The sequence below is a fragment of the Streptosporangium longisporum genome, from assembly GCF_039534895.1.
Lineage (GTDB): Bacteria > Actinomycetota > Actinomycetes > Streptosporangiales > Streptosporangiaceae > Streptosporangium > Streptosporangium longisporum.
In genome coordinates this window covers 541,364-558,746 of sequence record NZ_BAAAWD010000019.1, presented here as the reverse complement: position 1 = coordinate 558,746, position 17,383 = coordinate 541,364, and the positions used below count along the sequence as shown (strand labels likewise).

Genomic DNA, 17,383 nt, shown 5'->3' with positions numbered 1-17,383 from the left:
GACGATACGCAGGCGCAACCCCGTGCCGCACCTGCCGTACGGCACGGGTGCGGGGCGCCGGGGCCGCGAAGACCTGCCGAACGGCACATGGCCGCTCACCGGTCCGCGGCGGGACGCTGGTCGCATGACAACGATCACCGCGCCGGTCCGGCGCGTTCACCGACCCCCCTGGCAGGGGTACGCCGCGGCCCTGTGGTCGCTCGGCTACGGAGCCCTCGGCGTGTCGTGGGCGCTCGGCGCTCCCGGATTCCCCTGGGGGGCGTCCGATCCCGACCTCGACCGCGAACTGTCCGTCCTCGCCGGTGCGAGCCCGGTCCCCGGCGGCTGGTGGGTCGCCGCCTTCTGCGCGCTGGGCGTGGTCGTCTCGCTGGCCCTGACCCTGACGGGCGGGCGGGGTGCGGCCGGCCGCGTGCCCCTGTTCCTGGTCTGGCCCATGGTCGTGCTGCTGGTCCTGGTGATCCCCGACTCCAGGCTGATGATGGGCGTGGCCTACACCCCGCTGCTGCTGGTGGCCCCCCTGTTCGACCTGAGCCTGGGCGGTACCACCCTGGCCGACGCCTGGCCGTGGCCGGTGCTCAACCAGCTGCTCTGTGTCGCCGGTGGGCTGCTGCTGGCCGCCGCCGCGCTGAACTTCCGGCGCCGCCGCCTCGGGGCCTGCGCCGACTGCGGGCGCACCGGTCACGACGGGTGGACCTCCCCGGCCGCGGCGGCCCGCTGGGGCCGTACGGCCGTCGCCGTCGCCGTCGCCGTGCCGCTGGTGTACTGCGCGACCCGGTGGAGCTGGGCCCTCGGCATCCCGCTGGGGGTGAGGCGGGAGTTCCTGGAGGAGGGGGCGAGGGAGACCCCGGGCATCTGGCTGGCCGGCGCGTACCTGGCGACGTTCGGCGCGCTGGGCGGTGTGCTCACGCTGGGGCTGGTCCAGCGCTGGGGTGAGGTCTTCCCCCGCTGGATCCCGGGGCTGCGCGGCAGGCGCGTGCCCGTTCTCCTCGCCGTGGTCCCGGCCGGCTTCGTCTCGATCGTCGTCACGGTCGCGGGGCTGACCTACATCCGCTGGACCGTCGCCGGCCGGTTCGAGCTGGCCGAATGGGGGGCCTGGCTCCCGGAGACCTTCTGGCCCGTCTGGGGGGCGGCCCTGGCCGCCGCCGCCCTGGCCTACCACCTGCGCAGGCGCCCGGGGTGCCCCCACTGCGGGCACGGCCCGGCCGTGACCGGGACCCCGTCCTCCATCGAGGTCCTGCCCGTCGGCTAAGGCCTGTCTCGAAGTCCGGTATGTAGCGGTGTGTAACGATCGCTAAATAAAGAGATCTCCGGTAGAGGGTTCAACGACCAAGAAGAACCTGAACACCGGAGATCTCGTGACCACCCTAGCGGTGACGCGGCGGTTCGATCTGACCGATGCGCAATGGGCGGCCTTGGAACCGCTGCTGCCGGCGGCCAAGAGGCCGGGGCGGCCCTCGCGGTGGACCAAACGACAGCTGATCGACGGGATCCGGTGGCGGGTACGGGTCGGAGCACCGTGGCGGGACGTGCCCGAATGCTATGGCTCCTGGCAGGCGGTGTACTCCTTGTTTCGCCGGTGGCAGCGCTCAGGTACCTGGCGGCAGATCGTGTGCGGCCTGCAGGCCGCCGGCGATGCCCAAGGGCTGATCGGCTGGCAGGTGGGAGTCGATTCCACGATCTGCCGAGCCCACCAGCACGCGGCCGGGGCATCAAGGACAGCAGACCGGCAGGCCGAGCCGCCCGGCGGGGTGGAGACCGAACCCGGCGATCACGCGCTGGGCCGCTCTCGCGGTGGCCTGTCGACCAAGCTGCACCTGGCGTGCGAGCAGGGCCAGAAACTGTTGTCGCTGGTCCTGACCGCCGGCCAGCGCGGAGATGCACCGCAGTTCGAGGCGGTCATGGCCGCCATCAAGGTGCCCAGAGTAGGGCCGGGACGGCCGCGGACCCGTCCGGACCGGGTACGGGCGGACAAGGCCTACTCCTCCCAAGCCATCCGCTCTCACCTGCGCCGGCGCGGTATCCGCGCCACGATTCCCGAACCGGCCGACCGGGTTCAAGGACGGCTACGACGCGGCAGCCGAGGCGGTCGGCCTCCGGCTTTCGACCGGATCGACTACCGCGATCGCAACACCGTGGAGCGCGGTATCAACCGGCTCAAGCGCCACCGCGCTCTCGCCACCCGATACGACAAGCTCGCCGTCCGTTACCAGGCCACCATCCATATCGCCGCCATCAACGACTGGCTCACCTGCCTTTGAAACAGGCTCTAAGCCCTGCCCGCCGGCGAGAGCAGGTCGCGGGCTGCCTCGGCGAAGGCGAGGACACGGGCCGTGGCGCCGTCGGTACGCCACAGCAGACCCCAGCGGACCGGCGGGGCGTCGTCGAAGGGGACGTAGGTCACGTCGGGGCGGGGGTGGTAGCGCCTGGCGTGCGCGCCGACGGGCAGGACGCCCCGGCCCTCGCCGACGAGGGTGAGCGCCTCGTCGAGGGTGGAGGCCGGGGGACCCGCCTCGACCGGCCACCCGGCGGGCGGCGTCCGGGCCTCTCCGGAGGAACCGGGCGGCGTCGGATCCTCCCCGGGAAGGCCGTCCTCCCCGGAAAGACCGGGAAGGCCGGGAAGGCCGGGGAGCCGGAGCACCCTCACCCGGGCCAGGTCCCGTAGGCGTACCGACTCCCTGCGGGCGAACGGGTGCCCGGACGAGACGGCGAGCATGCGCGCCTCGGACACCAGGGACGGCCCGGTGGCGATTCCGGATTCGCGGACGGAAAGGGGCCCCAGGGCGACGTCGACCTCGCCGTCGCGCACCCAGGGGACCAGGTCGGCCGGCCTGGCCTCGACGAGCCGGACGTCGCAACCGGGCAGGCGTTCCCGGAACAGCTCGGCGACCCCCGACAGCAGCTGCCCGCCCGCCGGGCCGAGGAAGGCGCACCGCAGGACGCCGGTGAGGCCGCGACCGGTGGCCACCGCCTCCTCGAACGCCGTGGCGATCCGGTCCCAGGCGGGGCGGACCTCCTCGTACAGTCGTCGTCCCACCGGGGTCAGCTCCACCCGGCGGCTGGTGCGGTCGAACAGCGGCACACCGGCACGCCGCTCCAGCCTGGCGATGGTCTGGCTGATCCGCGAGGTGGACACGCGCAGGCGTTCGGCGGTACGGCCGAAGTGAAGCTCCTCGGCCAGCGTGAGGAACGCCTCCAGCTCGTACCGCTCCAGCATGACGCCCCTCATCGTTGAACCAGGCTTCACGATCCTTGCACAGGGCCGTATTGATCGGCCCGGCCGGCCGGTCGAGAGTGGGAACCGCCCGAACACCCTCCGACCAGCACGGGAGCATGCGATGTTCGTCACCGATGGGCGAGCCCTGTCCGCCCCGGCCACCGGGACCGAGGCGGTCGTCCGGGAGCTGCGGGACCGCGCCGAGATCGTGGACGCGCTCTACCGGTTCGCCCTGGGACAGGACCTGAAGGACCGGGACCTGTTCGCCTCGGCCTTCGCGGCCGACGCCGAGCTGGACTTCCGTCCCGCCGCGTCCCGGTGGGGCGGTGAGCCGCCCCTGATGTCGGGGCGGGACACGATCGTCACCACCATCCTGGACGCGTTCACCGGCCGGGTGGACACCACCCACCAGGTCACCAACCCCCGCGTCGCCGTGGACGGCGACACCGCGCGCCTCACCGCCCTGGTGGAGGCGCAGCACCTGCTCACCGGCGACCACGCCATCTTCGCGCTGCTGAAGAACCCCTACGACGTCGGCCTGGTCCGTGACGGCGAGCGCTGGGTCGTCCGCCACCTGCGCATCGAGAACACCTGGTACACCGGCGACCCCGTCGCGATCTTCGGTGGCTGAGGGACACCGTCACGGCCGGGCCGCGTCGAGGGCCCGCCGTGCCGTCTCGACCGGCGGAGGCAGCCTGCGGCGGCCCGCCAGCGCCGCGGGCGACCGCAGGGCGGCGTCCCACAGACCCCGCCGTCCCTCGGGGCCGCCGCGCGCGGCGGCGAGCACGCTGCGCGCGACCACCGGCCACGGCCGCCGCAGCAGCGCGGTGAGCACCGCGTTGCGGGCGGCGAGGGTCCGCCTGCCCCGCGGGTCGCGCGAGGGGGAGGGATGGTGGTGGGCGACGACGTCCGGGACGTAGGCCAGTCCCCAGCCCGCCGCGGCCAGGTCCAGGGCCAGGCGCTCCTCCTCGCCGAAGAAGAAGACGACGTCGTCGAACCCGCCCGCGGCGAGGTAGGCGTCCCGCCGCACCACCGCACCGCACGCCAGGAACCCCAGGACGCTCGGCCCGGGAAGGTCCGGTTCGGTGCCCAGGGGAGAGGCGGCCATGGCCGCGCAGATCGGGTCGGGGCGCTCCTGCGGGCCCACCAGCACGCGTCCCGCCAGCACCGCCAGGCGGGGGTGGGCGTCGAGCACGCCGGCGGCGCGGGCCAGCGCGCCCCGAGCCCACCAGGAGTCGTCGTCGGCGAAGGCCACGTAGGGCGTCGTGGCCAGCCGTACCCCGACGTTGCGGGCCGGGGCGCCCAGGTTGCGGCCCAGTTCGACGACCTCGACGTGCGGGAAGCGCCGCCGTACGGCGGGCGCGGTGCCGTCGGCCGAGCCGTTGTCGAGCAGGATCACCGATCCCTCGTGGCGGGACAGGGAGTGTTCCAGCTCCCGGCGCCGGTCGCGGCTGGCCACCACCACCGTCACCCGCGCCGGGGAGCCCGCCGCCGGGGAGTCCGCCGCCGGGGAGTCCGCCCGGCCGGTCGCCGGGAAGGGCAAAGGGGCCGGGCAGGCCTGGCGTCCTTCCCCGCGCGCCGGCACCCCGGTCCGCGCGGTGGTCCCGGTTTCCCCGGACGGTCGGCCGGGCACCCTCAGCCTCTCCTCAGCGGCGGCGTGGCCGGGCGGCCCGCGCCGTCGACGCCGTCGGCGGCGTCCACGCCACCGGCCCTGTCGGCCCTGTTGGCCCCGTCGGCCCCGTCGGCGTCACCGACGCCGATGTCCCCGGCCCCCTCTGCGCCGTCGGCGCCGGTGATGCCGTCGGTGCCGTCGGTGCCGTCGCGTTCCAGTTCGGCGCGGAACCAGCCGATCGTGCGGCGCAGCCCCTCGGCGGCGTCGATCCCGGCGTGCCAGCCGAGACAGCGGGCGGCCAGCGTGGTGTCGGGCCTGCGCACGCGGGGGTCGTCGGCGGGACGCGCGACGTACTCGATCGGCGAGGACGAACCGGCCAGGTCCCGGATCGTCTCGGCCAGGGCGGTCATCGTCAGCTCACCGGGGTTGCCGATGTTGACCGGCCCGGCGACGTCGCGGCCCGCCAGGGCGAGGATGCCCTCGACCGTGTCGTCGACGTAGCAGATGGAACGCGTCTGCCGGCCGTCCCCGGTGACCGTCATCGGCTCACCGCGCAGGGCCTGCCTGACGAACGTCGGGATCGCCCTGCCGTCGAAGGGCCGCATCCGGGGACCGTAGGTGTTGAAGATGCGCGCGATGCCGGTGTCGACGCCGTGGGTCTGGCGGTAGGCCACCGTCAGCGACTCGGCGAACCGCTTGGCCTCGTCGTAGACGCTGCGCGGGCCGACCGGATTGACGTTGCCCCAGTACGTCTCGCGCTGGGGATGCTCCAGCGGATCGCCGTAGACCTCGCTGGTCGAGGCCAGCACGAACCTGGCGCCCTTCTCCTTGGCCAGGCCGAGCAGGTGCAGCGTGCCCAGGCTGCCCACCTTCAGCGTCTCGATCGGGTAGGCCAGATAGTCGGCAGGGGAGGCGGCCGAGGCGAGGTGCAGGATCAGGTTCACCTCGCCCGGCACGTGCACGAAGCCCGTCACGTCGCACTCGACGAGCCGGAAGCCCGGCCGCCCCAGCAGGTGGGAGACGTTGTCCGGCGAGCCGGTGAGGAAGCTGTCCATGCAGACCACCTCGGTGCCGTCGGCCAGCAGCCTCTCGCACAGATGGGAACCCAGGAATCCGGCACCGCCGGCCACCACCGCTCTCATGACGTCCTCACCTCCAGCAGCCCCAGGGCCGCGTCGACAACCTCGGATGTCTCGATCTCCAGCAGGCCGGGATCCGGCGACGCGGCGTGCGGGTCGCCGGTGCGGCCGGTCCACAGGGCCACGTGCGGACCGCCCGGTGGCGGCCCCCACAGCGCGGGGGAGGTGGGGCCGAACAGCACCACCGAGGGCGTCCGGTACGCGGTGGCCAGGTGGGCCACCCCCGGTGTCGCCGCAGACCAGCAGCCTGGCACCGCCGATCAGGTCGGCCAGCCCGGCCGGCCCGGTCCGCCCGGCCAGCACGCTCCCGGACGGCAGGCCCGCCGTCCGGGCCACCTCGCGGGCCAGCGCGACCTCCGCCGGGCCGCCGGTCACCACGACCTCGGCGCCACCGCGGCGCAGCGCGGCCGCGACGAGCGCGAACCGCCCGGGAGGCCACCTGCGCGCGGGCGAGGCCGCCCCCGGATGGACGACGACGGGCCCGCGCAGGTCCGAGGTCCCGAGGGACAGGTCGGCGGGGTCGGCGGGGATGCCGTACCACCCCAGCAGGTCGCACCAGCGGCGCGTCTCGTGAACGTCCCCGCGCCACGGCGGGCCGCCGTCCACCTCGTGGCTCAGCAGCCTGCCCGGGCCGGTGCGGCGCAGCGCCTCGACGCTCTGCGGACCCCTGCCGTGCAGGTTGACCGCGACATCGGGTCCCCCGTGCGGGACGGGGCCCGGTCCTCGCGGAGCCGCGAAGGACCTCTCGCGCGGGGCCGGACACGGTCGCCCGCGGGCGGTGACGGCCCTCGCGTACGGCACCGGGCCCGGACCGGAGACGTCGACCAGGTCGTCCACCGCCCCGGTGCGGGCCGTCAGCCCGCGGTAGACGGCCGGTGCGGCCAGCGTGATCCGGCCGTCCGGGAAGGCGCGCCGCAGCGCCCGCAGCGCGGGCACCGCGGTGAGCAGGTCGCCGAGCCCGAGCCCGCGCAGCACCAGCACCTCTAGGGCCACGAGGGCTCCGTCGAGGGGCAGACGACCAGTTCCCGTACCTCGCAGCCGGGCGGCTGGCCGAGCGCGAAGACCACGGTGTCGGCGACGTCCTCGGGCCGGTTGAGCAGGGCGTCGGCACCGGGCCGGTACTGCTCGGTCCTGTCGTCGAAGAAGGCGGTCCGCATCCCCCCGGGCACCAGCAGCGTCACCCCGACGACGCCCGCCAGCTCGGTGGCGAGCGCCCGGGTGAAGCCGACCACGCCGAACTTGCTGGCGCAGTAGGCGGTGGCGTCGCCCACCGCGCGCAGCCCCAGGGTGGAGGCCACGGTCACCACCCGGCCGCGCGACTCCATCAGGTACGGCAGCGCCGCCCGCACGACCGTCGCCGTGCCCAGCAGGTTGACCATGATCACCCGCTCCCAGTCGGTGGCGGGCACCTCGGCCAGCGGCCCGCAGGCGTCGACGCCCGCGGCGGTCACCACCCCGTCCAGCCCTCCGGCCAGCGCGGCGAGCTCCCGTACGGCCCTCGCGGCCCGTTCCGGGTCGGCGAGGTCGGCCGTCACGTGGTCGAAGCCGTCGCCGGGGGCCCGCAGGTCGACGACGAGCGGCCGCCCGCCCGCCTTGGCGACGGCCCTCGCGGTCGCCTGCCCCAGCCCGGACGCTCCTCCGGTGATCAGTATGTTTCCCAGCATCGGTGTTCCCCTTCTCGGCGTGCCGCCCGTACGGCGACGGTCAGGAGGCCGCCTGCGCGGCCGCGATCAGTCCGGTCGTGGAGCGGCCGGGGACGTGGCTCAGGACGACGCTCTCGGCGCCCAGCCGGTCGAGCACCGCCGTCTCCGGCAGCACCCGGCCGTCGTAGTCGCCGCCCTTCACCCATACTTCGGGCCGGAGCAGCTCTATGGCCGCACACGGGGTGTCCTCGTCGAACACCAGCACGGCGTCCACGCACCCCAGGGCGCGCAGCACCTCGACGCGGTCGTGCTGCCCGACGACCGGCCTGCCGGGGCCCTTGAGCCTGCGCACCGAGGCGTCGGAGTTGACGCAGACGACCAGCGCGTCGCCCAGGGCCCGGGCCCTGCGCAGCAGGCTGACGTGCCCGGCGTGCAGCAGGTCGAAGCAGCCGCCCGTGGCGATCAGGCGCCCGCCGCCCGCCCTGACCGCCTCGGCGGTCCGCAGCGCGTCGCGCGGCCCGTCGCCCGTTCCCTGGACGGCAGGCCGGAGCGACGCGGTCCCGGATCCGTCCCCGTTCAGGGAGCGGATCCGGGAGGCCCCGCGGTCGTCCCCGTCCGGGACGGCCTCCGCGCGGGACGGGACCGGCCGGACCGACGCGGCCCCGCCCTCGTTCACGAACCGCGCGGCCTCCCGTACCCCGGCCGCGACCGCGTCCCGCACCGGCGCGCCGTCGCGCAGCGCCAGCGCCGCGGCACCGGCCAGCCGGTCGCCCGCGCCGCACGTGTCACGCCCCTCGAACGGCGCGGCCGGCGCGGTCGGCAGAGACACCGCGGACGCCGCGGCCATCGAGGACACCGCGGACGACGGCGGGACGGGCAGGTGCGAGCGGTGGCCGTCCTCGCAGGCCAGTACCGCTCCGCGGGCGCCGAGCGTGACCGCCACGGCCCCGGCGCGGAGCGCCGCCACCAGGTGACGTGCGGCCTGCCCGGGATCGGCGGGTGCCCGCCCGTACGACGCGCCGGCCGTCCGGGCACCGGCGGGCGTCCGCCCGCACAGCACGGCCGCCTCGGCCTCGCTCGGTGTCACCAGCGCGCACCCCGGCGGCGGCGGCGACCCCCGCGGGTGCGGGTCCCACACGACCGGCACGCCGAGGCCGCCGAGCAGGTCCCGCACCGCGTCCGCGGCGCCCCTGCCGTAGTCGGAGACCAGCACCGCCCCGGCCCCGCGCAGCGCACGGGCCGCGGCCTCCCCGCCGCCCGCGGGGGCCACGCCGTCGCCGGTGTCGAGCCGCAGCAGCGTCCGGCCGCGCACCCTGATCCTGCTCTTGCGGACCGTCGTGCCGCGCAGCGGCAGCCGCACCACGCTCAGGTGCGGGGTCAGCAGCCCGGCCAGCATCCGGCCGGACGGGTCGTCGGCCAGCGCGGTGACCAGGACGACCTCGGCGCCGGAACGGGCGGCCAGCAGGGCGGCCAGGCCCGCGCCGCCCGGTCGCGGGTGCTCGGCACCGACGTCGACGACCGGCGCGGGCGCGTCCGGGCAGAGACGCTCGCTCTCGCCTTCGACGTCCACGTCGAGCACGGTGTCGCCGACGACGACCAGCGGTCCGGTGGCACCCCTCATGTCAGGGCCTCCTCGGTCGCGGAACAGAGCATGTGGATCAGGACGAGGTGGACCTCCTGGACGATCGAGGTGTCGGGGGAGGGCACGGCCACGACCTCGTCGCTCAGCTCGGCCAGCGCGTTGGGGGCCGGTCCCGTCAGCGCCCACACGAGCAGGCCGGTCTGCTGCGCGGCCCTGGCCGCCGCCAGCACGTTCGGGCTGGTGCCGCTGCACGACAGGGTGATCAGCACGTCCCCGGTCCGGCCGTGGGCGCGCACCTGGCGGGCGTAGACCTCCTCGATCCCGAAGTCGTTGGCGATGGCGGTCACCGACGAGCCGTCGGCGTGCAGCGGTATCGCCGCGAAGGGGCGGCGGTCCTTCTTGAACCTGCCGACCAGCTCGGCCGTCAGATGCTGGGCCTCGGCCGCGGATCCGCCGTTGCCGCAGGCCAGGAGCCTGCCGCCGCTTTCGAGGACGGTGGCCAGCTTCATCCCCCAGGCCTGGACCAGGGCGCATTTCCCGTCCATCCTCGCCAGGGTGCCGGTGAGGTCGGCCAGATGTGCGTTCATGATCAGCCTCCCGATACCGCGAGCCGGTCCTGGCGTGCCGCGACGACACTCCGGTAGACCGCCTCGGTCTGCCCGGCCACGTATGGCCAGCTGTACCTCGCCGTGGTCCTGCGGACGCCCGACTCGCCCATGGCCCGCCTTCGCGGCGGGGAGGCGAGCAGGCCGCGCAGTGCCTCCGCCAGGGCCGCCGGGTCGCGCGGGGGCACCAGCAGCCCGCAGCCGGCGACCGTGTCGAGGTGCCCGCCGACGGCCGAGGCGACCACGGGGACGCCGCAGGCCATCGCCTCCAGCGGCACCATGCCGAACGGCTCGTACCAGGGCACGCTCACCACCACGTCGGCCGAGCGCATCAGCCCCGGCACCTCCTCCCGGCCGACGCTGCCGATCAGACGGACCCGGCCGGACAGGCCCCGGGCCTCGGCCAGGGCGCGCAACCGCCGCGACTCCTCGTCGCCCGGGTCGCCACCGGCGATCACCAGCTCGACCCCGGGCAGCTCCTCCAAAGCCCTGATCACGGTGTCGACCCCCTTGCGCGGCACCAGGCGGCCGATGCTGAGGACACGGTGCGCGCCGGTGCGCGCGGCCACGGGCCCCTCGGGCCGGAACCGGCCGAGGTCGACCCCGCACGGCACGACCCGCACCCGTTCATGGGGCACGCCCATCGCGCGCAGCTCCGTCACCTCGTCGTCGCAGGTGGCGATCACCGCGTCCACCCGGTGGCCGATCTCGCGTTCGATCGCGATGCGCTCCGGGGGGCTGGTGTCGGCCGCACCCTGCCAGCGCCTCTTGACGACGCCGAGCGCGTGGAAGGTCTGCGTGACCGGCACGCCGTACGCGGCCCCGAGCGTGGACACGCCCCGCGTCGCCCCGAGCGCCGCCACGCCGCTCATCCAGAAGTGCGCGTGCGCCACGTCCGGCCGCTGCGCGGCCCAGCGCCTGGCCAGGTGCGCGGCGAACGCGGGCATGTGCCCGAACAGCTCGTCCTTGGGCAGCGGGAGGGCGGGTCCCGCGGGCACGTACTCCACGGTCGCCCCCGGTGCCAGGGACACCGTCGGCGGCAGGGCCGCGTCGTGGCGCCGGGTGTGCACGACGACGTCGTGTCCCCGCCGGGCCAGTTCGACGGCCAGGGCGGCGACGTGCACGTTCTGGCCGCCCGCGTCGGCCCCGCCCACGGCCGCCATCGGATCGGCGTGCTCGGAGATCATTTCGATTCTCATGCGATCAGCTCCCTCACGGCCTTGACGACCTCCTCCGGGCCGACGGAGGCCAGGCACGGATGGCCGGGTACGGGGCAGACGCGCGCCCGGGTGGCGCGGCAGGGCGCGTGCTGGTCGCCCAGCACGACGCACGGCACGCGGTAGGGCGCCCAGCGCCCGGCGGGCACGACCGGGGAGAACAGGCTGACCACGGGCGTGCCGACCGCCGCCGCGAGATGGGCGGGCCCGGTGTTGCCCGACACGAGCGCCGCCGCGCCGTCCAGCACCGCCGCGAGCCCGGCGAACGTGCTGCGTCCCCCGAGGTCGAGACCGTCGCGGCCGGCCACGTACGCGGTGAGGTCCCGCTCGGCCGCGGTGCCGGTGACGACGACCCGGTGGCCGTCGCCGGCCAGCTCCGCGACCGCGTCCCTGTGCCGTTCGGCCGGCCAGGTCCTGGCGGGCACCGACGCCCCCGGGTGGACGACGACGTAGCCGGGCGGCCCGGTCAGGTGCGCGACGGCGGGCAGCGGGCGCCGGACGGCGAGCGCCCCGTCGTCGCCGGGCGGCAGCGCGAAGCCCGCGGCCTCGGCGACGGCGAGCATCCGCTCGGCCTCGGGGACGTCGCGCTCCTCGTCCACCCGTACCCGCACGTCGAGCAGCGCGCCGGGGAAGTCCTGGCTGATCGCGGCGATCCGCGCGACCCCCGCCAGGCGCAGCAGCAGCGCCAGCGGCAGCGCGCTCTGGTGGAAGGAGGTCAGGATCAGCGCCTCGTCGGGGCGGGCGGCGGCGACCAGGTCCAGCAGCGCCCGGGCGTGCCCGGGCGTCACGGCCGGGGCGGCGGGATCGATCCAGGGGGTACGCCACTCGGCGACCTCGTCCACGCCCGGCAGCAGGCCGGCGGCGGCCCGGCCGTGCGGACCGGCCAGGAAGGTGACGTGCGCGGCGGACGCGGCCACCGCCCTGACGGCGGGACCGGCCAGCAGGACGTCACCGGCGTTGTCGGTCCGGGCGACGAGCACCCGTCCCTTCGACGCGGCCCGTCCCCTCGGCCCGGCCTCTGCCTTCGGATCGGCCTGTCCTCCCGGCGCGATCCGTGTCTCCGGCCCGGCCCGTTCTCCCGGCGCGGCCCGTGCCTTCCGCCCGGTCCGTGCGCCCGGTCCGGACCGACCGGCGGTGGCGGCGCTCACCGGCGCGCCCTCAGCTCACCGCGTACGCGGTGCAGGCAGGCGGCGGGCGGGATCGCCACGCTGGTCACGAGCATGCGCGCGACCTCCCCGGCGGAGCGGGGGCCGGGGGCGATGCGCGCCCAGGCGAACTCCGCGGTGAGCGCGGCCCACCCGAGCCCGGCCACGGCCGCCGCCCACCCGGATGCGGTCCACCCGGCCGCCGCCCGTCCGGCCGCCCGCCCGGACGCGGTCCGCCCGCGCGCGGCCCTGGCCGCTACGGCCGCCCTCGTCCCGGATCGGGCCGTCCCGGATCGTGCCGTCCCGCGCCGTGCCGTGGCGACCGGCGGCGGCGCACCACCCGCCCACGCCCTCGCCGCCAGCCCGGCCGCGGCCACTCCCAGCGCGCTGGTCAGCGCGTGGCGGCGCAGGCGCCCGGGGGCGCCACCGAGCCGCTCGCGCCACCCGGGCCCGTGGACGCGCCGCATCAGGGCGTCGTCGGCGTTGCCGCGCTGGCGGCGCAGGCTGGACAGGAAACCGTCGTCGCGCACCGGGTGCAGGCTGACCCGCCTTCCCCGCACCAGGCGCAGACCGGCCCCGGACACGCGCAGCGCCAGGTCCGCGTCCTCGCGGTAGGCGCGCGGGAAACGCTCGTCGAACCCGCCGGTGCGCTCCAGCGCCGAGCGGCGGTAGGCGATGTCGGCGGTGATCCACCCGGCCTCGGCCAGCCCGGCGGTGTCGCGCTCGGCGTCGGTGGGCCGCCGGCCCGCCGGGAGCGGCACCTCGATGCGCCCCTGACAGGCGGCCACGTCGGCGGGCAGGTCCGCGAGGTCGGCGAGCAGCGCCCGCGCCCAGCCCGGCCCGGGGACCACGTCGTCGTCGAGGAAGGCGACCCATTCCCCCTCCGAGGCCCGCCAGCCCGCGTTCCTGGCCGCGGCGGGCCCGCGCCCCCCGGAGCGCACGACGCGCGCGTGCCGGGGAAGCCCGCCCAGCTCGCCCCGGTCCGGCCCCGGCGGCCGGTCGTCGACGACGACGACCTCCAGCTCAGCCGGGAGGGCGGCCAGCGTGGCGGCCAGGCTCGGCCGGCCGACGGTGGGCACCACGACGGAGATCACGAGGCCGGTCACAGGGCCGGTCACAGGGCCGGTCACAGGGCCGGTCACAGGGCCGGTCACAGGGCCGGTCACGAGGTCGGTCACAGGGTCGGTCACGGGGCGGGTCACGAGGCGAACACCTCCCCGCGCCGTACCAGGAACGGGCCGAGCGCCAGCACGTCCACCGGTGAGGAGCCGAAGCACTCCAGCGCGTCGCGCGGGTCGTCGACCATGGGCCGCCCGGCGGTGTTGAGGCTGGTGTTGACCACCACGGGAAGGCCGGTGCGCGCCTCGAACTCGCCCAGCATCCGGGCCAGCAGCGGCTCCTGCCGCTCCGAGACCGTCTGCACCCGCGCCGTCCCGTCCACGTGCACCACCGCGGGGATGCGCTCCCGCCAGGACGGCTCCACGTCGTGCACGAACAGCATGTACGGCGAGCACGCCGGCCCCCGGGAGAAGATCTCCCCGGCGCGCGAGGCCAGCACCATCGGCGCGATGGGCCGGAACTGCTCGCGGCCCTTGACGTCGTTCAGCCGCTCGGTGTTGCGCGCGTACCCGGGATGGGCCAGCAGCGAGCGCCGCCCCAGGGCCCGGGGCCCGTACTCGGCGCGGCCCTGGAACCAGGCCACGATCCGGTCGGCGGCCAGCTCGGCCGCGACCGCGGCGGCCAGGTCGCGCGGCCGGGTGTGCGGCACGCGCGCCACGTCCAGCCACGCGGCCAGCTCCTGTTCGCTCCAGCCCCGCCCCAGGTCGGCGCCGGGCATCGGCACCGTGACCTCGCCGTGGGCCCTGGCCAGATGCAGTGCCCCGCCGAGCGCGGTGCCCGAGTCGCCCGCCGCGGGCTGGACCCACACCTCCTCGAACGGGCCCTGTGCCAGCAACCGGGTGTTGGCGACGCAGTTGAGCGCGACGCCCCCGGCGAGCGTCAGGTACCGGTCACCGGTACGGCCGTGCAGCCACGTCGCCAGCTCCAGCAGCACCTCCTCCAGCCTGGCCTGCACGCTGGCGGCCAGGTCGGCGTGGTCGGCGGACCAGGGCTCCCCGGCCGCCAGGGCCTTGGCGTAGCCGCCCCAGCCGATCGGCTCCACCCTGAACCCGCCGTCGCCGGTCGTGACGATCAGCTCGCGCAGCGCGGCCAGGTGACGGGGCGTGCCGTAGGAGGCCAGCGCCATCACCTTGTACTCGTCGCAGGAGCGCAGGAACCCCAGGTGCTCGGTGACCTCCTCGTACATCAGCCCGAGCGAGTGCGGCAGTTCCTGGGCGGCCAGCACGGTCAGCTCGCCGTCGCGGTAGTGCCCCGCCAGGTGCGACACGGCCTCGCCCCGGCCGTCGCACACCAGCACCGCGCAGTCGCGGTACGGCGAGGCCAGCCCGGCCGACGCGGCGTGCGCCACGTGGTGGGGGACGTAGGAGACCTGCGCCGGGTCGAGGCCGGGCAGCGCGGTGGACAAGAAGGCCGGGGCCCGCCGGGCGTAGGTCGTGCGCAGGTCCTCCCACCCGCGGTCGAGCCCCTCCTGGCCCGGCCGTACCAGGTCGGGGTCGTAGGAGTAGGCGACGGCGTCCAGGTCCTCCGGTTTCAGGCCCGCCTGGCGAAGGCACCAGGCGGCCGCCTGCTCGGGAAGCTCCCACGCCGAGAACGGCACCGGCCGCTTGCCGTGCTTGCGGCGGCTGAAGCGTTCCTCCTCGGCGGCGGCCACGACCTCCCCGTCGACCACGAGGGCCGCGGCGGGATCGTGGAAGATCGCGTTGATGCCCAGGAACCTCATCGAGCTCCCCTTCCGAAAGGTGTCTCACGTATCGGCTGTGATGGCGAAAGGGGAGGTCAGGGCCTCGCCGGTCACCGTTTGGGCTGATCGGAGACCGGGTAGCCGCAGCTCATGCACCGTATCCGGCCACCGGCCGCCGTCCTGTTCGACAGGGACGGGACACTGATCAGGAACGTGCCCTACAACGCCGACCCCGGCCTGGTCGAGCCGGTGCCGGGTGCCCGGGAGGCGCTCGACCGGCTGCGCCGCGCGATGGTGCCCACCGGAGTGATCACCAACCAGTCGGGCGTCGCCAGGCGGCTGATCACCCGCGAGCAGCTCGACCGGGTCAACGCGGAGGTCGAGCGGCTGCTGGGGACGTTCGACACCTGGGCGGTCTGCGCGCACGGCGAGGACGACCGCTGCGCGTGCCGCAAGCCCGCCCCCGGGCTGGTGCTGCGGGCCGCCGCGGCGCTCGGCGTCGATCCGCGCGACTGCGTCGTGATCGGCGACATCGGCGGCGACATGGAGGCCGCCGCGGCCGCGGGCGCGCGCGGCATCCTGGTGCCGACCGCGGAGACCCTGGCCCGCGAGGTGGCCGCCGCGCCGGAGGTGGCCGCCGACCTCACCGAGGCCGTCACCAGGGCGCTGGGCGTGCGGGTACGACGATGAGGATCATGCTCTGGCACGTGCACGGCTCGTGGACCACGGCGTTCGTCCAGGGCCGCCACGACTACGTGGTGCCGCTCGTCCCCGGCCGCGGCCCGGACGGGCGCGGCAGGGCACGGACGTTCGCCTGGCCCGAGGGCGTGCGCGAGGTCTGCTGGGACGCGCTGCGCCACGAGCCCCTGGACGCGGTGGTCTACCAGCGCCCGCACGAGATGGAGCTGGCCCGCGAGTGGCTGGGCCGCGACCTGCCCGGCGTGTACGTCGAGCACAACACCCCGGCCGGGGACGTGCCGCACACCCGCCACCCGCTGGCCGGGCGGGGTGACGTCCCGATCGTGCACGTCACCCACTTCAACGAGCTGTTCTGGGACAACGGCCGGGCGCCCACGCGCGTCATCGAGCACGGCGTCGTCGACCCGGGCCCCCTCTACACCGGGGAGCTGCCCCGGGCCGGGGTGGTCGTCAACGAGCCGGTGCGCCGCACCCGGGTCGCGGGCACCGACCTGCTGCCCCGGCTCGCCGGGGCCGCGCCGCTGGACGTGTTCGGCATGAAGGCCGAAGGGCTCGCCTATCCCGCCTACGACCTGCCGCAGGCCGCGATGCACGCCGAGCTGGCCAGGCGCCGCGTCTACCTGCACCCCTACCGCTGGACGTCGCTGGGCCTGGCGCTGGTCGAGGCCATGCACCTGGGCATGCCGGTCGTCGCGCTCGCCACGACCGAGGCCGTCGAGGCCGTGCCGGCGGCGGCGGGAGTGATCTCCACCAGGGTCGAGACCCTGGCCGCCGCGCTGCGGGAGTTCGTCGCCGATCCCGGCCGCGCCAGGCGGGCGGGCGAGGCCGCGCGCGAGGCCGCGCTCGGCAGGTACGGGCTCGGCCGCTTCCTGTCCGACTGGGATCGCCTGCTGGTCACGATGTGACATATGAGCTCTGTCCCTTTCACCCCAAATATTCACTCATAGAGTGACATGGCGTAGGGCGACAGAACGAATACTCTCAGTAATGATGCGGGCAGAGAAGACTATCCGTATCCCATGTGATCTCGCTCAGGACGCGTCCCGGCCCACCTTCCGATCACGTACCGCCCGGGGCCGGGGCGTCTCCCGTACCGCCCGGGGCCGGGGCGCCGGGCGGGCGGGCCTGCGCAGGCGGGCGAACCATCGGCCGTGCTCGTGGTGATGCTCCACGGTCGTGAGACCACCGGTACGGGCCAGGCGGGCGATGTCGCTGACCGACACCACGGCCCAGCCGAACCAGTCGCCGACCACCTCGGGACGGCGCAGGCGCACCCGGTCCACGCGGCTGGCCGTGGCGGGTCCCGCCAGCTCGACCACCACCTCGCCGCCCGGCCGCAACAGCTGCCGCACCCGGCGCAGCAGGGCGTGGGGATGGCCGCCGATGCCGATGTTGCCGTCGGCCAGCAGAGCGCTGGACCACCGGCCGCTCCAGGGCAGGTCGCCGAAGACGTCGCCGAGCAGCGCCACCCCTCCGGCCCTGCGGGTCAGCCGGACGGCCTGCGGCGTGATGTCGATGCCGAGGGCGGGCACACCGCGACGGGCGAGTTCGGCGGTCAGCCGTCCAGGGCCCGAGCCGATGTCGAGGGTCAGGCCGCGGCAGCGGGCGAGCATCGCCTCGTCGCCGGGGATCGGCGCGAACCAGCGCCCGGCCTCCAGGGCGGTCCGGGTGCCGTCGGCGTACTCGATCTCGGTGCCCAGGCCGGTGAGGGCGGTGGCGTACACCTC

At 75.6% G+C, this 17,383-nt stretch carries 15 protein-coding genes and 2 pseudogenes; 5 read left to right on the top strand and 12 right to left on the bottom strand.

Annotation, left to right across the window (positions count from 1 at the left end; genetic code table 11):
• Window positions 1–124: 124 nt before the first annotated feature.
• Both ABD832_RS34280 and ABD832_RS34275 read left to right on the top strand, forming a co-directional pair.
• Window positions 125–1,249, top strand: a complete 1,125-nt coding sequence (locus tag ABD832_RS34280) for a hypothetical protein (protein ID WP_344904030.1) — start codon at window positions 125–127, stop codon at window positions 1,247–1,249.
• Between the two features lie 121 nt (window positions 1,250–1,370).
• Entirely contained in the window at window positions 1,371–2,258 is an 888-nt protein-coding gene (locus tag ABD832_RS34275) for an IS5 family transposase (RefSeq protein WP_344895986.1), read from the top strand.
• 8 nt (window positions 2,259–2,266) lie between these two features.
• Here ABD832_RS34275 and ABD832_RS34270 read toward each other — a convergent pair whose 3' ends face one another.
• A complete protein-coding gene (locus ABD832_RS34270) occupies window positions 2,267–3,214 on the bottom strand; it encodes a LysR family transcriptional regulator (protein ID WP_344904027.1) in 948 nt (315 codons plus the stop codon).
• Window positions 3,215–3,335: 121 nt separating this feature from the next.
• Here ABD832_RS34270 and ABD832_RS34265 point away from each other — a divergent pair, with 121 nt between their 5' ends.
• A complete protein-coding gene (locus ABD832_RS34265; RefSeq protein WP_344904024.1) occupies window positions 3,336–3,845 on the top strand; it encodes a nuclear transport factor 2 family protein in 510 nt (169 codons plus the stop codon).
• Window positions 3,846–3,854: 9 nt separating this feature from the next.
• Here the strand turns inward: ABD832_RS34265 and ABD832_RS34260 are convergent, their stop codons facing one another.
• The 10 genes and pseudogenes from ABD832_RS34260 to ABD832_RS34210 all read right to left on the bottom strand — a co-directional run bounded on the left by ABD832_RS34260 (window position 3,855) and on the right by ABD832_RS34210 (window position 14,996).
• Complete coding sequence (locus ABD832_RS34260) at window positions 3,855–4,676, bottom strand: glycosyltransferase family 2 protein (protein WP_425582708.1); 822 nt, start codon at window positions 4,674–4,676, stop codon at window positions 3,855–3,857.
• 362 nt (window positions 4,677–5,038) lie between these two features.
• Window positions 5,039–5,968, bottom strand: a pseudogene (locus ABD832_RS34255) (UDP-glucuronic acid decarboxylase family protein); the annotation flags it as partial.
• Window positions 5,969–6,247: 279 nt separating this feature from the next.
• A pseudogene (locus ABD832_RS34245) lies at window positions 6,248–6,571 on the bottom strand (glycosyltransferase family 9 protein); the annotation flags it as partial.
• A 377-nt stretch (window positions 6,572–6,948) separates the two neighbouring features.
• A complete protein-coding gene (locus ABD832_RS34240; RefSeq protein WP_344904021.1) occupies window positions 6,949–7,629 on the bottom strand; it encodes an SDR family oxidoreductase in 681 nt (226 codons plus the stop codon).
• A gap of 40 nt (window positions 7,630–7,669) precedes the next feature.
• A complete protein-coding gene (locus ABD832_RS34235; protein ID WP_344904018.1) occupies window positions 7,670–9,229 on the bottom strand; it encodes an adenylyltransferase/cytidyltransferase family protein in 1,560 nt (519 codons plus the stop codon).
• The gene (locus ABD832_RS34230; protein ID WP_344904015.1) at window positions 9,226–9,777 is read right to left on the bottom strand and encodes a D-sedoheptulose-7-phosphate isomerase; all 552 of its coding nucleotides are present in this window, start codon (window positions 9,775–9,777) and stop codon (window positions 9,226–9,228) included. The genes ABD832_RS34235 and ABD832_RS34230 overlap by 4 nt, the downstream gene beginning before the upstream one ends.
• 2 nt (window positions 9,778–9,779) lie before the next feature.
• A complete protein-coding gene (locus ABD832_RS34225; protein WP_344904012.1) occupies window positions 9,780–10,994 on the bottom strand; it encodes a glycosyltransferase in 1,215 nt (404 codons plus the stop codon).
• A complete protein-coding gene (locus tag ABD832_RS34220; protein ID WP_344904009.1) occupies window positions 10,991–11,992 on the bottom strand; it encodes a glycosyltransferase family 9 protein in 1,002 nt (333 codons plus the stop codon). The genes ABD832_RS34225 and ABD832_RS34220 overlap by 4 nt, the downstream gene beginning before the upstream one ends.
• Before the next feature lie 164 nt (window positions 11,993–12,156).
• Window positions 12,157–13,263: a glycosyltransferase family 2 protein gene (locus tag ABD832_RS34215; RefSeq protein ID WP_344904006.1), complete on the bottom strand. Its 1,107-nt coding sequence runs from the start codon at window positions 13,261–13,263 to the stop codon at window positions 12,157–12,159.
• Window positions 13,264–13,355: 92 nt separating this feature from the next.
• Window positions 13,356–14,996 carry a carbamoyltransferase family protein gene (locus tag ABD832_RS34210; protein WP_344904003.1) on the bottom strand — a complete coding sequence of 547 codons (1,641 nt, stop codon included), beginning with the start codon at window positions 14,994–14,996 and terminating at the stop codon, window positions 13,356–13,358.
• 111 nt (window positions 14,997–15,107) lie between these two features.
• On the opposite strand from ABD832_RS34210, the gene ABD832_RS34205 reads away from it, so the two are divergent.
• Window positions 15,108–15,647: a D-glycero-alpha-D-manno-heptose-1,7-bisphosphate 7-phosphatase gene (locus tag ABD832_RS34205; RefSeq protein WP_344904000.1), complete on the top strand. Its 540-nt coding sequence runs from the start codon at window positions 15,108–15,110 to the stop codon at window positions 15,645–15,647.
• Window positions 15,644–16,561: a glycosyltransferase gene (locus ABD832_RS34200; RefSeq protein WP_344903997.1), complete on the top strand. Its 918-nt coding sequence runs from the start codon at window positions 15,644–15,646 to the stop codon at window positions 16,559–16,561. Before ABD832_RS34205 ends, ABD832_RS34200 begins: the two co-directional genes overlap by 4 nt.
• Before the next feature lie 126 nt (window positions 16,562–16,687).
• On the opposite strand, the gene ABD832_RS34195 is transcribed toward ABD832_RS34200, so the two are convergent.
• Window positions 16,688–17,380: a methyltransferase domain-containing protein gene (locus ABD832_RS34195; RefSeq protein WP_425582696.1), complete on the bottom strand. Its 693-nt coding sequence runs from the start codon at window positions 17,378–17,380 to the stop codon at window positions 16,688–16,690.
• Window positions 17,381–17,383: the final 3 nt, after the last annotated feature.

Excerpts from the sequence above, each read along its gene's own strand:
- ABD832_RS34280 (WP_344904030.1), top strand. The coding sequence starts at position 125 with ATGACAACGATCACCGCGCCGGTCCGGCGCGTTCACCGACCCCCCTGG.
- ABD832_RS34270 (WP_344904027.1), bottom strand. The coding sequence starts at position 3,214 with ATGCTGGAGCGGTACGAGCTGGAGGCGTTCCTCACGCTGGCCGAGGAG.
- ABD832_RS34265 (WP_344904024.1), top strand. The coding sequence starts at position 3,336 with ATGTTCGTCACCGATGGGCGAGCCCTGTCCGCCCCGGCCACCGGGACC.
- ABD832_RS34240 (WP_344904021.1), bottom strand. The coding sequence starts at position 7,629 with ATGCTGGGAAACATACTGATCACCGGAGGAGCGTCCGGGCTGGGGCAG.
- ABD832_RS34235 (WP_344904018.1), bottom strand. The coding sequence starts at position 9,229 with ATGAGGGGTGCCACCGGACCGCTGGTCGTCGTCGGCGACACCGTGCTC.
- ABD832_RS34230 (WP_344904015.1), bottom strand. The coding sequence starts at position 9,777 with ATGAACGCACATCTGGCCGACCTCACCGGCACCCTGGCGAGGATGGAC.
- ABD832_RS34225 (WP_344904012.1), bottom strand. The coding sequence starts at position 10,994 with ATGAGAATCGAAATGATCTCCGAGCACGCCGATCCGATGGCGGCCGTG.
- ABD832_RS34210 (WP_344904003.1), bottom strand. The coding sequence starts at position 14,996 with ATGAGGTTCCTGGGCATCAACGCGATCTTCCACGATCCCGCCGCGGCC.
- ABD832_RS34205 (WP_344904000.1), top strand. The coding sequence starts at position 15,108 with ATGCACCGTATCCGGCCACCGGCCGCCGTCCTGTTCGACAGGGACGGG.
- ABD832_RS34200 (WP_344903997.1), top strand. The coding sequence starts at position 15,644 with ATGAGGATCATGCTCTGGCACGTGCACGGCTCGTGGACCACGGCGTTC.